Source organism: Pseudomonas sp. P1_F1_2, from assembly GCF_056405815.1.
Genome location: NZ_JBFUBK010000009.1, coordinates 71,253 through 91,209 on the forward strand (window position 1 = coordinate 71,253; position 19,957 = coordinate 91,209).

Consider the following 19,957-nt stretch of genomic DNA (forward strand, 5'->3'; position numbering starts at 1 on the left):
ACGGAGCGTCTTTTTAACTGTAAACCCCCGGAATCAAAAAAACCTGGAAAATTTCGCCAGTGGTCTTCAAATCAGCTTTGCAGTGTCGATAAAGGGCTTTAGATGGGCTGTCATAGCCTGAAATTTCCCGTTTCATTACGCCTATGCCAAACTAACCCGCATATAGACAAGGTGAAAACTCTCTAATGGCCGATTGGCAGTCCCTCGATCCCGAGGCCGCTCGTGAAGCGGAAAAATATGAAAACCCTATTCCTAGCCGTGAACTGATCCTTCAGCACCTCGCTGATCGAGGTTCGCCTGCTAACCGCGAGCAACTGGTCGAAGAGTTTGGTCTGACCACGGAAGACCAGATCGAAGCCCTGCGCCGCCGCCTGCGCGCCATGGAGCGCGACGCACAACTCATCTATACCCGTCGTGGCACGTATGCGCCGGTGGACAAGCTCGACCTGATCCTGGGCCGCATCAGCGGTCACCGTGACGGCTTCGGCTTCCTGGTCCCGGACGACGGCAGTGACGACCTGTTCATGAGCCCGGCGCAAATGCGCCTGGTGTTCGATGGTGACCGTGCCCTGGCCCGTGTTTCCGGCCTCGACCGTCGCGGTCGCCGTGAAGGCATGATCGTCGAAGTGGTCTCCCGTGCTCACGAGAGCATCGTGGGTCGCTACTTCGAAGAAGGCGGTATCGGCTTCGTGGTTGCGGATAACCCGAAGATCCAGCAGGAAGTGCTGGTCACGCCGGGCCGCAATGCCAACGCCCAGATTGGTCAGTTCGTTGAAGTGAAGATCACTCACTGGCCGACCCCACGCTTCCAGCCGCAAGGCGACGTGGTCGAAGTCGTGGGCAATTACATGGCGCCGGGCATGGAGATCGATGTTGCCTTGCGCACCTACGATATTCCTCACGTCTGGCCCGAAGCGGTCTTGAAAGAAGCGGCCAAGCTCAAGCCGGAAGTCGAAGAAAAAGACAAAGAGAAGCGCATCGATCTGCGCCATCTGCCGTTTGTGACCATCGACGGTGAAGATGCGCGCGACTTCGATGACGCGGTTTACTGCGAATCCAAGCCGGGCAAGCTGCGCCTGTTCTCCGGCGGTTGGAAGTTGTACGTGGCGATTGCCGACGTTTCCAGCTATGTGAAACTCGGTTCGGCACTGGATGCAGAGGCTCAGGTTCGCGGTAACTCGGTGTATTTCCCCGAGCGCGTGATCCCGATGCTGCCAGAGCAACTGTCCAACGGCCTGTGCTCGCTGAACCCTCAAGTCGATCGTTTGGCCATGGTTTGCGAGATGACCATCTCCAAGTCCGGCGAAATGACCGACTACTGCTTCTACGAAGCGGTTATTCACTCCCATGCCCGTCTGACCTACAACAAGGTCAGCGCCATGCTCGAAACGCCGAAAGCCACCGAGGGGCGCAAGCTGCGCGGTGAGTACACCGACGTTGTGCCGCACCTCAAGCAGCTGTACTCGCTGTACAAGGTGTTGTTGGCGGCCCGTCATGTGCGTGGCGCGATCGATTTCGAAACGCAGGAAACCCGGATCATCTTCGGGACCGAGCGCAAGATTGCCGAAATCCGTCCAACCGTTCGCAACGATGCACACAAGCTGATTGAGGAATGCATGCTGGCGGCCAACGTGGCCACCGCCGAATTCCTGAAAAAGCACGAAATCCCGGCGCTGTACCGCGTCCACGATGGTCCGCCGCCGGAGCGTCTGGAAAAACTGCGGGCCTTCCTTGGCGAACTCGGCCTGTCCCTGCACAAAGGCAAGGACGGCCCGTCGCCTAAGGATTACCAGGCATTGCTGGCAGGTATCAAGGATCGTCCGGATTTCCACCTGATCCAGACCGTCATGCTGCGTTCGTTGAGTCAGGCAGTGTATAGCGCGGATAACCAGGGCCACTTCGGCCTGAATTACGAAGCCTATACCCACTTCACCTCGCCGATCCGCCGCTACCCGGACTTGCTCACGCACCGGGCGATTCGCAGCGTTATCCATTCCAAGCAGGATACCCCGCACGTTCGCCGTGCTGGTGCGATGAGCATTCCGAAGGCGCGTATCTATCCGTACGACGAGGCGGCCCTCGAGCAACTCGGCGAGCAGTGCTCGATGAGCGAGCGCCGTGCGGACGAAGCCACTCGCGACGTGGTGAACTGGCTCAAGTGCGAGTTCATGAAGGACCGCGTTGGCGAGTCGTTCCCGGGTGTGATTACCGCCGTGACCGGTTTTGGCTTGTTCGTCGAGCTGACAGACATTTATGTCGAAGGCCTGGTGCACGTCACCGCGCTGCCGGGCGATTACTACCACTTCGATCCTGTGCATCACCGCCTGGCCGGTGAGCGTACCGGCCGCAGCTTCCGCCTCGGCGATACCGTTGAAGTGCGCGTGATGCGCGTTGACCTCGACGAGCGCAAGATCGACTTTGAGATGGCTGAAAAAACCATCAGCGCGCCGATTGGCCGCAAGAAGCGCGGTACTGAAGCTACAGCGCCAGCCGCCTCTGCAAAATCAGCGGCAGAGCCGGCCCCGGCGAAAACCGGTCGTCGTCCTGCCAAGGAAAAGGCTCCAGAAGCCTATCGCCCAAGCGATGCGGCGGCGAAAAACGCCGAGCTGCGCAAAAGTCGTGAAATGAAACAGGCGTTGCTGTCTGAAGCGAAAAGCGGCGGTAAAGCGGCGTCTGGGGGAAAGACCGGACGGTCGGCGCCTGACAAGGCCCCCGGCGGCAAGCCAGCAAAACCAAGCAAACACCGTAAAGGCCCGCCAAAAGCGGGTTCGGCCCCGGCTGCCAAAAGTGGCGGGGCGCGTAAACCGAAGGCGAAGTCATGAGTCAGTTGGAAAAGATCTACGGCGTGCATGCGGTAGAAGCGTTGCTGCGTCACCACCCGAAACGCGTCAAGCAAATCTGGCTGGCTGAAGGTCGCAGTGATCCGCGTGTGCAAACGCTGATCGCGCTCGCTGCCGAAAACCGCGTGGCCGTCGGCAATGCCGAGCGCCGTGAGCTGGATGCCTGGGTTGAAGGCGTGCACCAAGGCGTGGTGGCGGACGTGAGTCCGAGCCAGGTCTGGGGTGAGGCGATGCTCGACGAGCTGCTGGATCGCACCGACGGAGCACCGCTGTTGCTGGTGCTCGATGGTGTGACCGACCCGCACAACCTGGGTGCTTGCCTGCGGTCGGCCGATGCGGCCGGTGCGCTGGCGGTGATCGTGCCGAAGGACAAATCAGCGACGCTGACGCCGACGGTGCGAAAAGTGGCGTGTGGCGCGGCGGAAGTGATTCCGTTGGTCGCCGTGACCAACCTGGCGCGCACCCTGGAAAAACTCAAGCAGCGTGGCTTGTGGGTCGTCGGTACGGCGGGTGAAGCCGAGCAGAGTCTGTATCAGCAAGACATGACCGGCCCGACCATCCTGATCATGGGGGCTGAGGGCAGCGGCATGCGTCGCCTGACTCGCGATCTTTGCGATTATCTGGTGCACCTGCCGATGGCCGGCAGCGTCAGCAGCCTCAACGTTTCCGTGGCGACTGGCGTGTGTCTGTTCGAGGCTCAGCGTCAGCGTAGCGTCAAAGCTGCCGGGGCTTCCAAGAAGTCCTGATCCTGTTGTAGTCCCTGTGGGAGCGAACCTGCTCGCGAAAGCGGCGTAACATTCAGCATCAATGTTGAAAGTTATGCCCCCTTCGCGAGCAGTCTCGCTCCCACAGTGTTTTGTGTCTGGGCAAAGATCGATGGTTGTTCAAATAATCACCAATTGCCTTGCGCCTCTTCTGTCCCTTCTCTACAATTGCGCCCCTTGCTGTGACGGCAGGCACGCATGTGTCTATCGCAGGCAAGTCCATAAGTGTCATTCACTCCTTGTCTGACCGCTTTTGAGCGGCAGGCTACAACCCGTAAGGAGCATTCATGCGTCATTACGAAATCATCTTTTTGGTCCACCCGGATCAAAGCGAGCAAGTCGGCGGCATGGTTGAGCGTTACACCAAGCTGATCGAAGAAGACGGCGGCAAAATCCACCGTCTGGAAGATTGGGGCCGTCGTCAACTGGCCTACGCAATCAACAATGTTCACAAGGCTCACTACGTGATGCTGAACGTTGAGTGCACTGGCAAGGCCCTGGCCGAGCTGGAAGACAACTTCCGCTACAACGATGCAGTGATCCGTAACCTGGTCATCCGTCGCGAAGAAGCCGTTACCGGCCAATCCGAGATGCTCAAGGCTGAAGAAAACCGCAGTGAGCGCCGTGAGCGTCGCGACCGTCCTGAGCACTCCGACGCCGAAGGCGTTGATGGTGATGACAGCGACAACAGCGATAACGCTGACGAGTAATCCACGGACCTTTTAAGGAGCCTATCAAATGGCACGTTTCTTCCGTCGTCGTAAATTCTGCCGCTTCACCGCTGAAGACGTGAAAGAGATCGATTACAAAGATCTCAACACTCTGAAAGCTTATGTATCCGAGACCGGCAAAATCGTTCCAAGCCGCATCACCGGTACCAAAGCACGTTATCAGCGTCAGCTGGCCACCGCTATCAAGCGCGCCCGCTTCCTGGCCCTGCTGGCCTACACCGACAGCCACGGCCGCTGAGACCGGGCAGTCGACTCGTAGCAAAGGATTGAATGCATGCGCGCCATAGCTGAGTTCATCATGCGCGGCCGCATGCAGGCMACTCTCGTAGTGGCTGGATGCGTAACATTGCCGTTGTTGTATTGGTTGGGTGCTGCCGCAGGATGCCTTGTGCTTCTGCGGCGCGGATTGAAGGACGCCGTTGGCGTCCTTGCCCTGGGAATGCTGCCGGCGTTGATCTGGTGGCTTTACTCGGATGACCCTCGGGCACTTCTGGTGCTGTTGGGTTCTTCGAGCCTTGCGTTGGTTTTGCGCGCAAGCGAATCCTGGGACCGCGTGCTGCTGGTCAGCATAGCGATGGGAGTGGTGTTTTCGGTGGTGCTGGGGGCGACTTTTGGTCCCCAAATCGAGATGCTGGCGCAGGCGTTGATAAAAGTCATGCCGTCGCTACTCGGTGATGTCTACGAGAAGTTATCGGTAGACGAGCAAGCGCATTTTGCGTCCCTGATTGCACCGGTCCTGACCGGCCTGATTGCGGCATTGTTGCAAATCGTCAGTGTGCTGAGCCTGATTGTCGGGCGCTACTGGCAGGCGTTGTTGTACAACCCGGGTGGTTTTGGTCGCGAGTTTCGCGCCATCCGTTTCCCGTTTTTGCCGGCGATGTTGCTGCTGGCGTGCATGCTTCTGGGGCCGAACATCGGTCCACAGATGGCCATGTTAACGCCGTTGTGCAGCGTACCGCTGGTGTTCGCCGGGCTGGCCCTGATTCACGGGCTGGTGGCGCAAAAGCGACTGGCCAGGTTCTGGCTGGTGGGGTTGTACGTCACGCTGTTGCTGTTCATGCAGCTGATCTATCCGTTGCTGGTGGTCTTGGCCATCGTCGACAGCCTGATTGATTTTCGCGGTCGTTCGGCACCGAAAGATGCCGATAACGCGAACGGTGAAGGTTAAAAGTTAAGAGGATTTTCACATGCAACTGATCCTTCTGGAAAAAGTCACCAACCTGGGCAACCTGGGTGACAAAGTGAACGTTAAGGCTGGTTACGGTCGTAACTACCTGCTGCCTTACGGCAAAGCTACCGCTGCGACCCCAGCCAACCTGGCTGCGTTCGAAGAGCGTCGCGCTGAGCTGGAAAAAGCCGCAGCAGACCGTAAGACTTCGGCTGAAAACCGCGCCGCCCAACTGGCTGAGCTGGAAGTGACTATCACTGCCACCGCTGGTGACGAAGGCAAGCTGTTCGGTTCGATCGGCACCCACGACATCGCTGATGCACTGACCGCCTCTGGCGTTGAAGTTGCAAAAAGCGAAGTTCGTCTGCCGAACGGCACCATCCGCAACGTAGGCGAATTCGACGTAGCCGTGCACCTGCACGCCGAAGTTGAAGCCACCGTACGCGTTGTCGTGGTAGCAGCTTAAGCAACACCAGATCGGCTGGCGGCTTGCCCGTCAGACGGTTAACATCGGGCACGATCCTGTTTACAGGTCGTGCCCTTTGTCTTTCTGAAACCTCCAATTTCAAGTGGCCATGAACGATATCTCCGCTCCCGAGCAATATGATCTGCAAACCGCTTCCCTGAAGGTGCCTCCGCACTCCATCGAGGCCGAACAGGCTGTGCTCGGTGGCTTGATGCTGGACAACAACGCCTGGGAACGCGTGCTCGATCAAGTGTCGGACGGCGATTTCTATCGACATGACCACCGCCTGATCTTCCGCGCGATTGCCAAGCTGGCAGACCAGAACTCGCCGATCGACGTCGTGACCCTTGCCGAGCAATTGGACAAGGAAGGTCAGACATCGCAAGTCGGTGGCCTCGGCTACCTGGGTGAGCTGGCAAAAAACACGCCGTCCGTCGCCAACATCAAGGCTTACGCACAGATCGTTCGCGCTCGGGCAACCTTGCGCCAGCTAATCGGTATCGCTACCGAAATTGCCGACAGCGCGTTCAACCCGGAAGGCCGTACGGCTGAAGAGATTCTCGACGAAGCCGAACGGCAGATCTTCCAGATCGCCGAGGCCCGGCCAAAAACCGGCGGCCCGGTGAGCGTGAATGACCTGCTGACCAAGGCCATCGACCGCATCGATACGCTGTTCAACACCGACAACGCCATCACCGGCCTATCCACTGGCTACACCGACCTCGACGAGAAAACCAGCGGCCTGCAGCCGTCCGACCTGATCATCGTCGCCGGCCGTCCGTCCATGGGTAAAACCACCTTTGCGATGAACCTGGTGGAAAACGCCGTGTTGCGCAGCGACAAGTGCGTACTGGTTTACTCGCTGGAAATGCCAGGTGAATCGCTGATCATGCGTATGTTGTCGTCCCTGGGTCGTATCGACCAGACCAAGGTCCGCGCCGGTCGCCTGGATGACGACGATTGGCCGCGCCTGACCTCGGCGGTCAACCTGCTCAACGATCGCAAGCTGTTCATCGACGATACGGCCGGTATCAGCCCATCGGAGATGCGTGCGCGGACTCGCCGATTGGTGCGAGAGCACGGCGACGTCGCCCTGATCATGATCGACTACCTGCAATTGATGCAGATCCCAGGTTCCGGCGGTGACAACCGGACCAACGAGATTTCCGAGATCTCCCGTTCCTTGAAAGCCCTGGCCAAGGAATTCAACTGCCCGGTAGTGGCGCTGTCGCAGCTCAACCGTTCCCTGGAACAACGACCGAACAAACGCCCGATCAACTCCGACCTCCGGGAATCCGGAGCGATCGAGCAGGATGCTGACGTGATCATGTTCGTGTACCGGGATGAGGTGTATCACCCGGAAACCGAGCACAAAGGCATCGCCGAGATCATCATCGGCAAGCAGCGGAACGGTCCGATCGGCACGTCACGCCTGGCGTTCATCGGCAAATACACCCGCTTCGAAAACCTGGCGCCGGGTAGCTACAACTTCGACGACGAGTAAGTTACTCCGCGTCTGATGTGGCCTCATCGCGAGCAAGCTTTGCTCCTACAGGTGTTCGCAAACCGCCTGTAGGAGCAAAGCTTGCTCGCGATGAACGATAACGCAGTCCTCGTTCATGCGCCGCGTTTGAGCCAACACCAATTTCCGACCATAGCCGTCGGAATTGGTTATTTTTTGTGCTATATTCCGCGCCCGCGATTTTTCATCTCAACACCGGTCATCGTCATGCAAACAGCCAAGCCGTTATTTGACTATCCCAAGTACTGGGCCGAATGCTTCGGTCCAGCGCCATTCCTGCCGATGAGCAGGGAGGAGATGGATCAGCTTGGCTGGGATTCCTGCGACATCATCATCGTCACCGGTGATGCGTACGTTGACCATCCGTCGTTCGGCATGGCGATTATCGGCCGGCTGCTGGAGTCGCAAGGCTTCCGCGTCGGGATCATTGCCCAGCCGGACTGGCAGTCCAAAGACGACTTCATGAAACTCGGCGAGCCGAACCTGTTCTTCGGTGTCGCGGCCGGCAACATGGACTCGATGATCAACCGCTACACCGCCGACAAGAAAATCCGTTCCGATGACGCCTACACCCCTGGCGGCATGGCGGGCAAACGTCCGGACCGCGCCAGCCTGGTTTACAGCCAGCGCTGCAAGGAAGCCTACAAAAACGTGCCGATCGTGCTCGGTGGCATCGAAGCTTCCCTGCGCCGCATCGCCCACTACGATTACTGGCAGGACCGGGTTCGCAACTCGATCCTGATCGACGCCTGCGCCGATATCCTGCTTTACGGTAACGCCGAACGTGCCATCGTCGAAGTCGCCCAGCGTCTGTCCTACGGTCACAAAATCGAAGACATCACCGATGTGCGCGGTACCGCGTTCATCCGTCGCGATACGCCGAAAGACTGGTACGAAGTCGACTCCACGCGTATCGACCGTCCGGGCAAGATCGACAAGATCATCAACCCGTACGTGAACACCCAGGACACCCAGGCCTGCGCCATCGAGCAGGAAAAAGGTCCGGTTGAAGATCCGACTGAAGCCAAGGTCGTGCAGATCCTGGCCAGCCCGAAAATGACCCGCGACAAGACTGTGATTCGTCTGCCGTCGGTTGAGAAAGTCCGTGGCGACGCGGTTCTTTATGCTCACGCCAACCGTGTGCTTCACCTGGAAACCAACCCGGGCAACGCCCGTGCGCTGGTGCAGAAGCACGGCGAAGTCGATGTCTGGTTCAATCCGCCGCCGATTCCGATGACCACCGAAGAAATGGACTACGTGTTCGGCATGCCTTATGCGCGCATACCGCACCCGGCGTACGGCAAGGAAAAGATCCCGGCCTACGACATGATCCGTTTCTCGGTGAATATCATGCGTGGCTGCTTCGGCGGCTGCACCTTCTGTTCGATCACCGAGCACGAAGGCCGGATCATCCAGAACCGCTCCGAAGAGTCGATCATTCGCGAAATCGAAGAGATCCGCGACAAGGTGCCGGGTTTCACCGGCGTCATTTCCGACCTCGGCGGCCCGACCGCGAACATGTACCGCATCGCCTGCAAGAGCCCGGAAATCGAATCCGCGTGCCGCAAGCCATCGTGCGTGTTCCCTGGCATCTGCCCGAACCTGAACACCGACCACTCGTCGCTGATTCAGCTGTATCGCAGCGCCCGTGCCTTGCCGGGTGTGAAGAAGATTTTGATCGCTTCCGGCCTGCGTTACGACCTCGCGGTCGAGTCGCCGGAATATGTCAAAGAGCTGGTGACCCACCACGTCGGTGGTTACTTGAAGATCGCCCCGGAACACACCGAGGAAGGTCCGCTCAACCAGATGATGAAACCGGGCATCGGCAGCTATGACAAGTTCAAGCGCATGTTCGAGAAGTACTCCAAGGAAGCCGGGAAAGAGCAGTACCTGATTCCGTACTTCATCGCCGCCCACCCGGGCACCACCGATGAAGACATGATGAACCTGGCGCTGTGGCTCAAGGGCAACGGCTTCCGTGCCGACCAGGTGCAGGCGTTCTACCCGTCGCCGATGGCTACTGCCACCGCGATGTACCACTCGGGCAAGAACCCGCTGCGCAAGGTCACCTACAAGTCTGACGCGGTTACCATCGTCAAGAGCGAAGAGCAGCGTCGTCTGCACAAGGCGTTCTTGCGTTATCACGACCCGAAAGGCTGGCCGATGCTGCGTGAAGCGCTGACCCGTATGGGCCGCGCCGATCTGATTGGACCGGGCAAGAACCAGTTGATCCCGCTGCACCAGCCGTCGACCGACAGCTACCAGAGCGCCCGTCGCAAAAACTCGACACCGGCCGGTAGCCACAAGGTTGCAGGTGAAAAGACCACCAAGATCCTCACCCAGCACACCGGTCTGCCACCACGTGCCAGCGATGGTGCTAACCCGTGGGACAAGCGTGAACAGGCCAAGGCTGCGGCGTTCGCCCGCAACCAGCAGGCGGCCAAGGAGCGCAAGGACGCAGCCAAAGGCAAAGGTCCTAAACCCGCCCGCAAGCCAGTCGTACCGCGCTAAGTCGCGCTTGAACTGAACAGAACGCCAACCTGATCGTTCCCATGCTCCGCGTGGGAATGCCTCTAGGGACGCTCCGCGTCCAGTGACGCGGAGCGCCACGGGCTACATTCCCACGCGGGAGCGTGGGAACGATCACGCCCACCCCCCTTCCTCGCAACATTTGCGTGCAACTGCGCCCAACCTATTTCCCGCATCGCCCGATTTTGGTGCTGTACTGCCTCAAGCAAATGGAGAAAGCGCCAGCGTTGCCGCGATGGCATAAGTCTTGCGCGCTTTCAAATACGCTTAGGGCTCGCAGGAGGCACGCCGTGTCGATTCATGYCGCATTGCACCACGTCACTCATTACCGCTATGACCGCGCTGTCGAGTTGGGGCCGCAGATCGTTCGCCTGCGCCCGGCCGCCCACAGTCGCACGCGGATACTGTCCTACGCGCTGAAAGTCTCGCCCGAGCAGCACTTCATCAACTGGCAACAAGACCCCCAGGGTAATTACCTGGCGCGGTTGGTGTTCCCGGAGAAAACCGATGAACTGCGGATCGAAGTCGATCTGCTCGCGGAAATGGCGGTCTTCAATCCGTTCGACTTCTTCCTTGAGCCCTACGCGGAGAAAATCCCTTTCGCCTACGCCGCCGACGAGCGCAAAGAACTGGCGCCGTACCTGGAAACCTTGCCCCTGACGCCGACGTTCAAAACCTACCTGGACGGCATTGACCGCACGCCGCTGCCCAGCGTGGATTTTCTGGTTGCGCTGAACCAGCGCCTGAGCGAAGACATTGGCTATCTGATTCGCATGGAGCCGGGCGTACAAACGCCCGAGCACACCCTCGAGCAGGCCTCCGGCTCCTGCCGCGACTCGGCATGGCTGCTGGTGCAACTGCTGCGTAACCTCGGCCTGGCGGCGCGTTTCGTCTCGGGCTATCTGATTCAACTCACCGCCGACGTCAAAAGCCTCGACGGTCCGTCAGGCACTGAAGTGGACTTCACCGACCTGCACGCGTGGTGTGAGGTGTACTTGCCCGGTGCCGGCTGGATCGGCCTGGATGCGACGTCAGGGCTGTTTGCCGGTGAAGGGCACATTCCGTTGGCGTGCAGTCCTGATCCTGGCTCTGCAGCGCCGATCAGTGGCTTGGTCGAACCGTGCGAATGCGAGTTCACCCACGAAATGTCCGTTGAACGGATCTGGGAAGCGCCACGGGTCACAAAACCCTACACCGACGATCAATGGCAGGCGATCCAGGCATTGGGTCGGCAAATCGATGCCGACTTGTTGGAGGGTGACGTGCGCCTGACCATGGGCGGCGAGCCGACGTTTGTGTCCATCGATGACCCGGACGGCGCCGAATGGAACACCGCTGCGCTGGGGCCGGACAAGCGTCGCCTGTCCGCCGAGCTGTTCCAGCGCATGCGCAAACATTACGCCCCCAAAGGCCTGGTGCATTTCGGTCAGGGTAAGTGGTACCCCGGCGAGCAACTGCCGCGCTGGTCACTGAACTGCTATTGGCGCCGTGATGGCGTGCCGATCTGGCACAACGGTGCGTTGATTGCCGATGAGCAGGAAGACTACGGCGCCGATGGCGCACTGGCCGGACGGTTTCTGGCGAGTGTGGCCGAGCGCTTGAAGATTCCCACACGCTATGTATTCGCGGCCTACGAAGACAATTTCTATTACCTCTGGCGTGAGGGCACATTGCCGCAAAACGTCAGCGCCGAAGACTCACGACTGGAAGAACCGTTGGAGCGTGCGCGACTGCGCAAGGTCTTCAGCCAAGGCCTGGATAAAGTCATCGGCCATGTGCTGCCATTGGCGCGCACTGCCAAGGGCGATCAATGGCAAAGCGGCCGCTGGTATTTGCGTGAGGAACATTGCCGATTGGTGCCAGGGGATTCGCCGCTGGGCTACCGCTTGCCACTCGGCTCGCAACCCTGGGTCAAAGCGGCGGAGTACCCGTTCATTCATCCCGCGGATCCGAATCAGGATTTCCCGGCGCTGCCCGACACCGCACAACTGCAAAGCCAGGGCACTGGCGCGGTCACCGAAGAGCGAGAGCCAAAGATTGACGAGTCCGCCGACTGGCTGACCCGCACGGCCTTCTGCGCTGAGGCCCGGGAAGGGCGGTTGTACTTGTTCATGCCACCGCTGGAACGGGTCGAGGATTACCTGGAGCTGGTCAGCGCCATCGAAGCTACCGCTGAAGAATTACATTGCCCGGTGTTGCTGGAAGGCTATGAGCCGCCGAGCGATCCGCGCCTGAGCAATTTCCGGATCACCCCGGATCCCGGCGTGATCGAGGTCAACGTGCAACCGTCCGCGAACTGGGATGAATTGGTCGAGCGCACCGAATTTTTGTACGAAGAAGCGCGCCAGACCCGATTGACCACCGAAAAATTCATGATCGATGGCCGGCACACGGGAACCGGTGGCGGTAACCATTTCGTGTTGGGCGGCGCGACCCCGGCGGACTCACCGTTCCTGCGTCGCCCCGATCTGCTGCGTAGCCTGATCAGCTACTGGCATAACCATCCGTCCCTGTCCTACCTGTTTTCCGGGTTGTTCATCGGCCCGACGTCTCAGGCGCCGCGCGTCGATGAGGCGCGCAACGATGCCTTGTATGAGCTGGAAATCGCATTCGCCCAGATGCCCGACCCCGGCGAGGAGTGCGCGCCGTGGTTGGTGGATCGGCTGCTGCGTAACCTGCTGATCGACGTGACCGGCAACACTCACCGGGCCGAATTCTGCATCGACAAACTCTATTCGCCGGACGGTGCTACCGGACGCCTCGGATTGCTGGAGTTGCGTGCCTTTGAAATGCCGCCGCATGCACGCATGAGCCTGGCGCAGCAGTTGTTATTGCGGGCACTGGTGGCGCGGTTCTGGCGCGAGCCCTATGCGCCGCCGAAACTGGCGCGTTGGGGCACGGAGTTGCACGACCGTTTCCTGTTGCCGCACTTCATCGAACAGGATTTCGCCGATGTGATCGTTGATCTCAATGCGGCCGGTTACCCGGTGCGGGCCGAGTGGTTCGCCGCGCATCTGGAGTTCCGTTTTCCCAAGGTCGGCGATTACGCGGTCAGTGGCATTGAGCTGCAATTGCGTCAGGCGCTGGAGCCCTGGCATGTGCTGGGCGAGGAGGGGGCGGTCGGCGGCACGGTGCGCTATGTGGATTCGTCGCTGGAGCGCTTGCAAGTCAAGCTCACAGGGCTGGCGCCGCAACGTTATCTGCTGACCTGCAACGGCGTTGCGGTGCCGTTGCAACCCACGGGGCGGGTCGGCGAGTTTGTCGCCGGCGTGCGTTTTCGCGCCTGGCAACCGGCCAACTGCCTGCACCCGACCATCCCGGTCCATGCGCCGTTGGTGTTCGACCTGCTCGACACCTGGATGCAACGTTCACTGGGCGGCTGCCAGTACCACGTGGCCCATCCGGGTGGGCGCAACTACGACAGCCTGCCGGTGAACGCCAACGAGGCCGAGAGCCGGCGAATGGCGCGGTTTTTCCGCATCGGACACACGCCAGGGAAACTTCCTGTACCGAATGTGGAGATGAGCGACGAGCTGCCGATGACACTCGATTTGCGACGTTTCTAAACCGTACACGACGCTCGGACTTTTCGTATATCCGGGCGTCATGTGCCTGCGCTAGTCTGACCGTTCCTTGCTGTCTGCCGAGCTTTCCATGCCTGACCTGCTTGATCGCTACCCGCTGACAACGGGCACTTACCACGAACTGCTCGACGACAGCGGCGCCGTGCGCCCGCACTGGCGTCGGCTGCTCGACCAATTGCAACGCAGCACGCCTTCGCAATTGGTGCAGCGTCAGGCCTTGTTGACCCGCCAGATCCAGGAAAACGGCGTGACCTACAACGTCTACGCCGACCCCAAAGGCGCAGACCGGCCGTGGGAACTGGATCTGCTGCCACATGTGATCGCAGCGGATGAGTGGCGGCAGTTATCGGCGGGTATCGCCCAGCGGGCGCGTTTGCTCAATGCGGTGCTGGCGGACCTCTATGGCCCGCAGCGATTGATTGCCGAAGGACTGCTGCCAGCGGAACTGGTGTTCGGACATAACAATTTCCTCTGGCCCTGTCAGGGCATTACGCCCCCGGATGGGGCGTTTTTGCATCTTTACGCAGTGGATCTGGCGCGCACACCCGATGGTCGCTGGTGGGTCACGGCGGACCGCACTCAAGCCCCGTCCGGCGCCGGTTATGCCCTGGAAAACCGCACCATCGTGTCCCGGGCCTTTCCCGAGTTGTACCGCGATTTGAAAGTGCAGCATCTGGCCGGGTTCTTCCGCACGCTTCAGGAAACGCTCGCCAGGCAGGCACCGAGTGATGACGACGCGCCGCTGATCGTGTTGCTCACACCGGGGCGGTTCAACGAAAGCTATTTCGAACACCTTTATCTGGCGCGTCAGCTCGGTTATCCGTTGGTGGAGGGCGGCGACCTGACGGTGCGTGATGCCACGGTTTATCTGAAAACCCTGAGCGGCTTGCGCCGGGTTCACGCGATCATGCGCCGGCTTGACGATGACTTCTGCGACCCGCTGGAATTGCGCACTGATTCCGCACTGGGTGTACCGGGATTGCTCGAAGCCGTGCGGCAGGGACGGGTTTTGGTGGCCAACGCACTCGGCAGCGGTGTGCTGGAGTCGCCGGGACTGTTGGGCTTTCTACCGAAGATCAATCAATTCCTGTTCGGCGAAGAACTGATCCTGCCGTCCATCGCCACCTGGTGGTGCGGCGAGGCGCCGGTACTGGCCCAGGCGCTGGAAAAACTGTCGGAGTTGATGATCAAACCGGCCTTCCCGTCGCAAAGCTTCGCACCTGTATTTGGCGGCGATTTGAGTGAAAAACAGCGCGAAGCCCTGGCCGAACGCATGCAGGCACGTCCTTATGCCTATGTCGCGCAAGAAATGGCGCAGTTGTCCCAGGCGCCTGTCTGGCAAGCGGAGGACGGTCAATTGCAACCGCGAGCCATCGGCATGCGTGTTTACGCAGTGGCCAGCCGTGACGGCTACCGGGTTTTACCCGGCGGTCTGACCCGGGTTGCTGCCGAAGCGGATGCTGAAGTGGTGTCAATGCAGCGCGGTGGTGCGAGCAAGGACACGTGGGTATTGGGTGATCGTCCTCCCAGCGGCGAGCAATGGAAAACCCAACGCACCATTGGCGTCCATGATCTGGTGCGGCGAGACCCGTATCTGCCGTCGCGCGTGGTGGAAAACCTGTTCTGGTTTGGCCGCTATTGCGAACGTTGCGATGACAGTGCGCGACTGCTGCGGATCATGCTCGCACGCTACGTGGACGGCGATGATCCGCAAGCCTTGCAGGCGGCCGTTGACCTCGGTGAGCGGCTGAACCTGTTGCCCGATGAGGGCGAACTGCCGGAACGCCTGTTGGCGGCGTTGCTCGGTGAAGACTGGCCCTTCAGCCTGCGCTCCAATCTGCAACGCTTGCAGTGGGCCGCCTCGCAAGTGCGCGGCAAACTCTCGCGGGAAAACTGGCAGGCGCTGGTGGAGTTGCAGCGTGAGGCCATGGAGCTGGAAACCCGTGAGCCCGATTTCGGTGAGCTGCTGGATTTCCTCAATCGCCTGGTGATGTCGCTGGCAGCGCTTTCAGGTTTCGCGCTGGACGACATGACCCGGGACGAAGGCTGGCGTTTCCTGATGATCGGTCGGCGGATCGAGCGGTTGCAGTTTCTCAGTGGCAGCCTGGCGGCGTTTCTGCGCGGTGCCGGGGCTTTCGATCAGGCGGGCCTGGAATGGTTGTTGGAGTTGGGCAACAGCAGCATCACCTACCGTTCGCGGTACCTGGCGGTGGCGCAACTGCTGCCGGTGCTCGATCTGTTGCTGCTCGATGAGCAAAACCCTCACGCCGTGCTGTTCCAGTTGAAGCTGGTGACTCGAACCTTGAAACGTTTGAATGACGACTTTGGTGCCCCTCGTGAAGAAGGGTTGCCGCTGTTGGTGGAGCGACTGGCGCGGTTTGATCTGGGGTGTCTGGAGAATTCGTTGTTTGGCGAAACCAGTGTTCGTGCCGCGCTCGATGGTCTGGCCGATTTGCTGCAAGAAATCGCCGATGCCAGTGGGCAAGTGTCGGATCGCCTGGCGTTGCGCCATTTCGCCCATGTAGATGATGTCAGCCAGCGCACGGTGTCCGTCTGATGAGTGCCCATTACCAGATTTTCCACGACACCCATTATCACTACGACAGCCCGGTGTCGCTGGCCCAGCAGCTCGCGCATCTATGGCCGAGACCCTGTGCCTGGCAGCGCTGCACCGCCCAACAATTGCAGATCAGTCCTGACCCGACCGCGCGCCGGGATGAGCTGGATGTGTTTGGCAATCCGCTGACCCGGTTGGCGTTTGAGCGCCCGCATGATGAGTTGCTGGTCAATGCCAGTCTCACGGTCGAAGTCCTGGCCCGGCCAACGCTGGATTTCACTCAGTCACCCGCCTGGGAAGTTACCCGCGACGCGCTGACTTACAGCAGTCAGCCAATGTCGTCTGACCTGCTTGAAGCGTGCCGTTATCGATTCGAATCACCCTACGTGCATTTGAAGCGCAATTTCGTCGAGTTTTCCGAGAGCTGCTTTCCGGTTGGCCGACCACTGTTGCTGGGTGTACAGGCGCTGATGGAGAAAATATTCAGCGAATTCACTTTCGACGCCGAAGCGACCCAAGTGGCGACGCCGTTGGTGGAAGTGCTGGAGCGCCGGCGTGGCGTCTGTCAGGATTTCGCCCACCTGATGCTGGCGTGCGTGCGCTCCCGTGGGTTGGCCGCTCGCTACATCAGCGGTTATCTGCTGACACAACCGCCACCGGGCCAGCCTCGGCTGATCGGCGCCGATGCGTCGCATGCCTGGATCTCGGTGTTTTGCCCGGTACTGGGTTGGGTCGATTTTGACCCGACCAACAACATACAACCGGCGCTCGAACACATCACCTTGGCATGGGGCCGGGATTTCTCTGATGTTTCGCCGTTGCGTGGGGTGATTCTGGGCGGCGGCAATCATGACCCGGAAGTCCGCGTCACCGTGATGCCATTGGAGTAACAAAGATCCATAGATGTAGGAGCGGGCTTGCTCGCGAAGACGGAGTGTCAGTCGTTACTTATGTAGCTGATACACCGCCTTCGCGAGCAAGTCGGATCGCCGCATCGCCGCTCCCACAGGGAATATGCAGTGTTTTTTGGAGGGCATTTCAGAGGGGGACTGTGAGGGTCAGCAAAGTAACTGCTGACCCTGGACACAGATCCGGTGGGCCCGATCAGATCATCCGGCCCTGAGGGTCTCAGGCGTCGGGCGCCTGATCTTTCGGTGCTTCAGTTTCGTCTGTAGCCACGTCGCCTTCGGCATCGGGGTTCAGTGCTGCGGCGTCTTCTTCAGCTGTAGCTTTCTTGCGCTGAAGCTTTTCCTCTTTCTTCTGCTCCTTGGCCAAGTCTCTCTGACGTTTGGCGAAGGAATAATTAGGTTTAGCCATGGGCGATCCTCTGGGGTCGAAGGTGAGGTTGAGCGGCGCATATTCTGCCCTGTATCGGTGCCAAGCCGTTAGCTGGGTTTTTGATCGGTCCATTTTGGCGGGACCGACGGTTGCCAGGCGTCCAGTGCGTCGAGCAGGGTTTGCGGCGATTCGCTCGTTTGCAGCATGTCACGGTGTGGTGCGCGAACGAAGCCTTCGCCGACGATATGATCAAGAAAACCGGTCAATTTGCTGTAGAAACCGTTCACTTCGAGCAACCCCAACGGCTTGCCGTGGTAGCCGAGCTGGCCCCAGGTCCAGACTTCGAACAGTTCCTCCAGCGTGCCGAGACCGCCGGGCAGGGCGATAAACGCGTCGCTGAGTTCGGCCATCCGCGCCTTTCGCGCGTGCATGCCGTCGACCACTTCCAGGCGCGTCAGGCCGCTGTGGCCGATTTCCTTGTCCTTGAGGCTTTGCGGGATGATCCCGATCACTTCGCCGCCGGCCGCCAATGCCGCATCGGCGACAATCCCCATCAAGCCGACGGCACCGCCGCCATACACCAGGGTCAGCTTGCGCTCAGCCAATGCTCGCCCCAGGGCGGCAGCCGCTTCACGATAAGCCGGGTTGGTGCCGGTGCTGGCGCCGCAAAATACACAAACAGACTTCAAAGACATGTTTTTCTCCATGGTCAGGATGGCCACAGAGTAAAGGCAGGCACGCAGCGTTCCAAGGTCTAAACTTCGCGTTTGGGAGTTTCGTAGGTACCGCTGGCGCCACAGGCATATGCGGCGAGCAAACTGCACAACAGGCTATTGAAGGACATGACCGGCGCTCCAGATGAGTGATGACGGCCTGATGATAGGGCCGTACCAGACACTTGGCTGGTAGATTGTGTCGATAGGTGTCATAGCCTGAAAGTTGTATACAATTTATGATTCAGGTCATAGGAACTTGCGAAGATTTCAGGCAGTCTTCTGTCCATTCGCACTTTTGTTAACCCTGCCTTGGAGATTCACCATGTTTGCCAAACTTGTTGCGGTATCCCTGCTGACACTGGCCAGTAGTCAATTGATGGCTGCAGAATGCAAAGTCACCGTTGACTCCACTGATCAGATGTCCTTCGACAAGAAGGCCATTGAGATCGACAAGAGCTGCAAAACGTTCACTGTCGAACTGACTCACTCCGGCAGCCTGCCGAAGAACGTCATGGGCCATAACTGGGTGCTGAGCAAAGAAGCAGATATGCAGACGATTGCCAGCGCTGGCCTGGCCGCTGGTATCGACAAGAACTATCTGCCGGAAGGTGATGCACGCATCATCGCCCACACCAAAATCATCGGTGCCGGCGAAACGGACTCGGTGACCTTCGACGTGTCGAAGCTGGCCGCTGGCGAAGCCTATGGCTTCTTCTGCTCGTTCCCGGGCCATATCGCGATGATGAAAGGCACTGTGACGCTGAAGTAATCCGGCGCTCTGGAACCTTGGATTTTAAAACTAAGGTTCCAGAGATCTGAACGTACCGAGGTCGAGTTCGAATCCGATCGAAGRTATGCGGGCTCTTTCCTCGTTCCTGTCTAAAAAATGTTTTTGATTCGCATGCTCGAGTGGATGGCCGACAGCATTTTCTCCGGGTGGCAGGCAATCGCTCATCTGGCTGGCTTCCGGGGTCGGCATCGTTTGCCATGAGCAACGTATCGTCTCGCTCCTCAACGAAAAGAAATCGGGAAGTAGAGTATTGCCTGAGGCTGGCGTCTGCGTCTGCGCGAGGGTTGCTACAGGGCAGCAAGCGAGGGTCAGCGCGGCAGCAATGTGTCGGATGACGTTCGGTAGGAGGGCCATTCTGGAGTCCGGAGAGTAGGCGGAAATGGACTCTGTGCTGGTGCCTTCTTTTGATCAATGGGCATCCATTGATTTGGGAAAAGCCCTACGTCGTTTTAAGGTCTTTCGTTCTATTCGTCTTGTTACTTTGAAAAACGTTGAGATCATTCAGCGCAGAGAGCGAGCGATCCAAAGAAAAGCGTCCACTTGGGACGCTTTTTTTGTGTCCTGCATTTGGCCGTGTCATCGGCCATCGCGGGCAAACCCGCGATGGCGTCTCCTGCCCCCCAAATATCAAGGTGCAAACGGCATCACGCGCTTGTGGTGAGTCTTTTTGTACGTGTCGCAGATGATCTTGAACGCTTCCTCACGCACCGGCTCGCCGTGCAGGAATGCGTCGATTTCGGCGTAGGTCACGCCGTGCGACGCTTCGTCCGGTTTGCCCGGCGAGAGGTCTTCCAGATCGGCTGTCGGGATTTTTTCCACCAGCGATTCCGGTGCGCCGAAACTGCGGGCGATATTGCGGACCTGATTTTTAACCAGGCCGCTGAGTGGCGCCAGGTCGCAGGCGCCATCGCCGAACTTGGTGAAAAAACCCATCACGGCTTCTGCTGCGTGGTCGGTGCCGATCACCAGGCCGTGGGCTGCGCCCGCGATGGTGTACTGAGCGACCATGCGC

Annotated in this window: 15 protein-coding genes; 12 read left to right on the forward strand and 3 right to left on the reverse strand. The window is 59.4% G+C overall.

Features of this window, described 5'->3' with window-relative positions:
- Positions 1 to 185: 185 nt before the first annotated feature.
- The 11 genes from rnr to AC1D2P_RS04695 all read left to right on the forward strand — a co-directional run bounded on the left by rnr (position 186) and on the right by AC1D2P_RS04695 (position 17,051).
- Positions 186 to 2,822: a ribonuclease R gene (gene rnr / locus AC1D2P_RS04645; RefSeq protein ID WP_109785444.1), complete on the forward strand. Its 2,637-nt coding sequence runs from the start codon at positions 186 to 188 to the stop codon at positions 2,820 to 2,822.
- The gene (rlmB, locus tag AC1D2P_RS04650) at positions 2,819 to 3,586 is read left to right on the forward strand and encodes a 23S rRNA (guanosine(2251)-2'-O)-methyltransferase RlmB (RefSeq protein ID WP_109785445.1); all 768 of its coding nucleotides are present in this window, start codon (positions 2,819 to 2,821) and stop codon (positions 3,584 to 3,586) included. The genes rnr and rlmB overlap by 4 nt, the downstream gene beginning before the upstream one ends.
- 305 nt (positions 3,587 to 3,891) lie before the next feature.
- On the forward strand, positions 3,892 to 4,314 hold the full coding sequence (gene rpsF, locus AC1D2P_RS04655) for a 30S ribosomal protein S6 (RefSeq protein ID WP_008035342.1): 423 nt from the start codon (positions 3,892 to 3,894) through the stop codon (positions 4,312 to 4,314).
- Between the two features lie 28 nt (positions 4,315 to 4,342).
- Positions 4,343 to 4,573: a 30S ribosomal protein S18 gene (gene rpsR, locus AC1D2P_RS04660; protein ID WP_002551829.1), complete on the forward strand. Its 231-nt coding sequence runs from the start codon at positions 4,343 to 4,345 to the stop codon at positions 4,571 to 4,573.
- A gap of 36 nt (positions 4,574 to 4,609) precedes the next feature.
- A complete protein-coding gene (locus AC1D2P_RS04665; protein WP_109785446.1) occupies positions 4,610 to 5,503 on the forward strand; it encodes a YybS family protein in 894 nt (297 codons plus the stop codon).
- Positions 5,504 to 5,522: 19 nt separating this feature from the next.
- Complete coding sequence (gene rplI, locus AC1D2P_RS04670; RefSeq protein ID WP_046028423.1) at positions 5,523 to 5,969, forward strand: 50S ribosomal protein L9; 447 nt, start codon at positions 5,523 to 5,525, stop codon at positions 5,967 to 5,969.
- A gap of 109 nt (positions 5,970 to 6,078) precedes the next feature.
- Positions 6,079 to 7,473 (forward strand): replicative DNA helicase, encoded by a 1,395-nt coding sequence (dnaB, locus tag AC1D2P_RS04675; protein WP_007947521.1) that lies wholly within the window; start codon positions 6,079 to 6,081, stop codon positions 7,471 to 7,473.
- 225 nt (positions 7,474 to 7,698) lie between these two features.
- The gene (locus tag AC1D2P_RS04680) at positions 7,699 to 10,002 is read left to right on the forward strand and encodes a YgiQ family radical SAM protein (protein WP_109785532.1); all 2,304 of its coding nucleotides are present in this window, start codon (positions 7,699 to 7,701) and stop codon (positions 10,000 to 10,002) included.
- Between the two features lie 308 nt (positions 10,003 to 10,310).
- Positions 10,311 to 13,586: a transglutaminase family protein gene (locus tag AC1D2P_RS04685; RefSeq protein ID WP_477811323.1), complete on the forward strand. Its 3,276-nt coding sequence runs from the start codon at positions 10,311 to 10,313 to the stop codon at positions 13,584 to 13,586.
- A gap of 88 nt (positions 13,587 to 13,674) precedes the next feature.
- Complete coding sequence (locus AC1D2P_RS04690) at positions 13,675 to 16,161, forward strand: circularly permuted type 2 ATP-grasp protein (protein WP_046028426.1); 2,487 nt, start codon at positions 13,675 to 13,677, stop codon at positions 16,159 to 16,161.
- Positions 16,161 to 17,051 carry a transglutaminase family protein gene (locus AC1D2P_RS04695; protein WP_046028428.1) on the forward strand — a complete coding sequence of 297 codons (891 nt, stop codon included), beginning with the start codon at positions 16,161 to 16,163 and terminating at the stop codon, positions 17,049 to 17,051. Before AC1D2P_RS04690 ends, AC1D2P_RS04695 begins: the two co-directional genes overlap by 1 nt.
- Before the next feature lie 238 nt (positions 17,052 to 17,289).
- On the opposite strand, the gene AC1D2P_RS04700 is transcribed toward AC1D2P_RS04695, so the two are convergent.
- Entirely contained in the window at positions 17,290 to 17,478 is a 189-nt protein-coding gene (locus AC1D2P_RS04700; protein ID WP_046028429.1) for a hypothetical protein, read from the reverse strand.
- Between the two features lie 68 nt (positions 17,479 to 17,546).
- Positions 17,547 to 18,134: an LOG family protein gene (locus AC1D2P_RS04705; RefSeq protein ID WP_109785448.1), complete on the reverse strand. Its 588-nt coding sequence runs from the start codon at positions 18,132 to 18,134 to the stop codon at positions 17,547 to 17,549.
- Positions 18,135 to 18,477: 343 nt separating this feature from the next.
- Between AC1D2P_RS04705 and azu the strand changes: the two genes are divergently transcribed.
- Positions 18,478 to 18,924 (forward strand): azurin, encoded by a 447-nt coding sequence (gene azu / locus AC1D2P_RS04710; RefSeq protein WP_109785449.1) that lies wholly within the window; start codon positions 18,478 to 18,480, stop codon positions 18,922 to 18,924.
- A 648-nt stretch (positions 18,925 to 19,572) separates the two neighbouring features.
- Here azu and nadE read toward each other — a convergent pair.
- The coding region (gene nadE, locus AC1D2P_RS04715) for an NAD(+) synthase (protein WP_477811324.1) at positions 19,573 to 19,957 on the reverse strand (385 nt) is incomplete at its 5' end.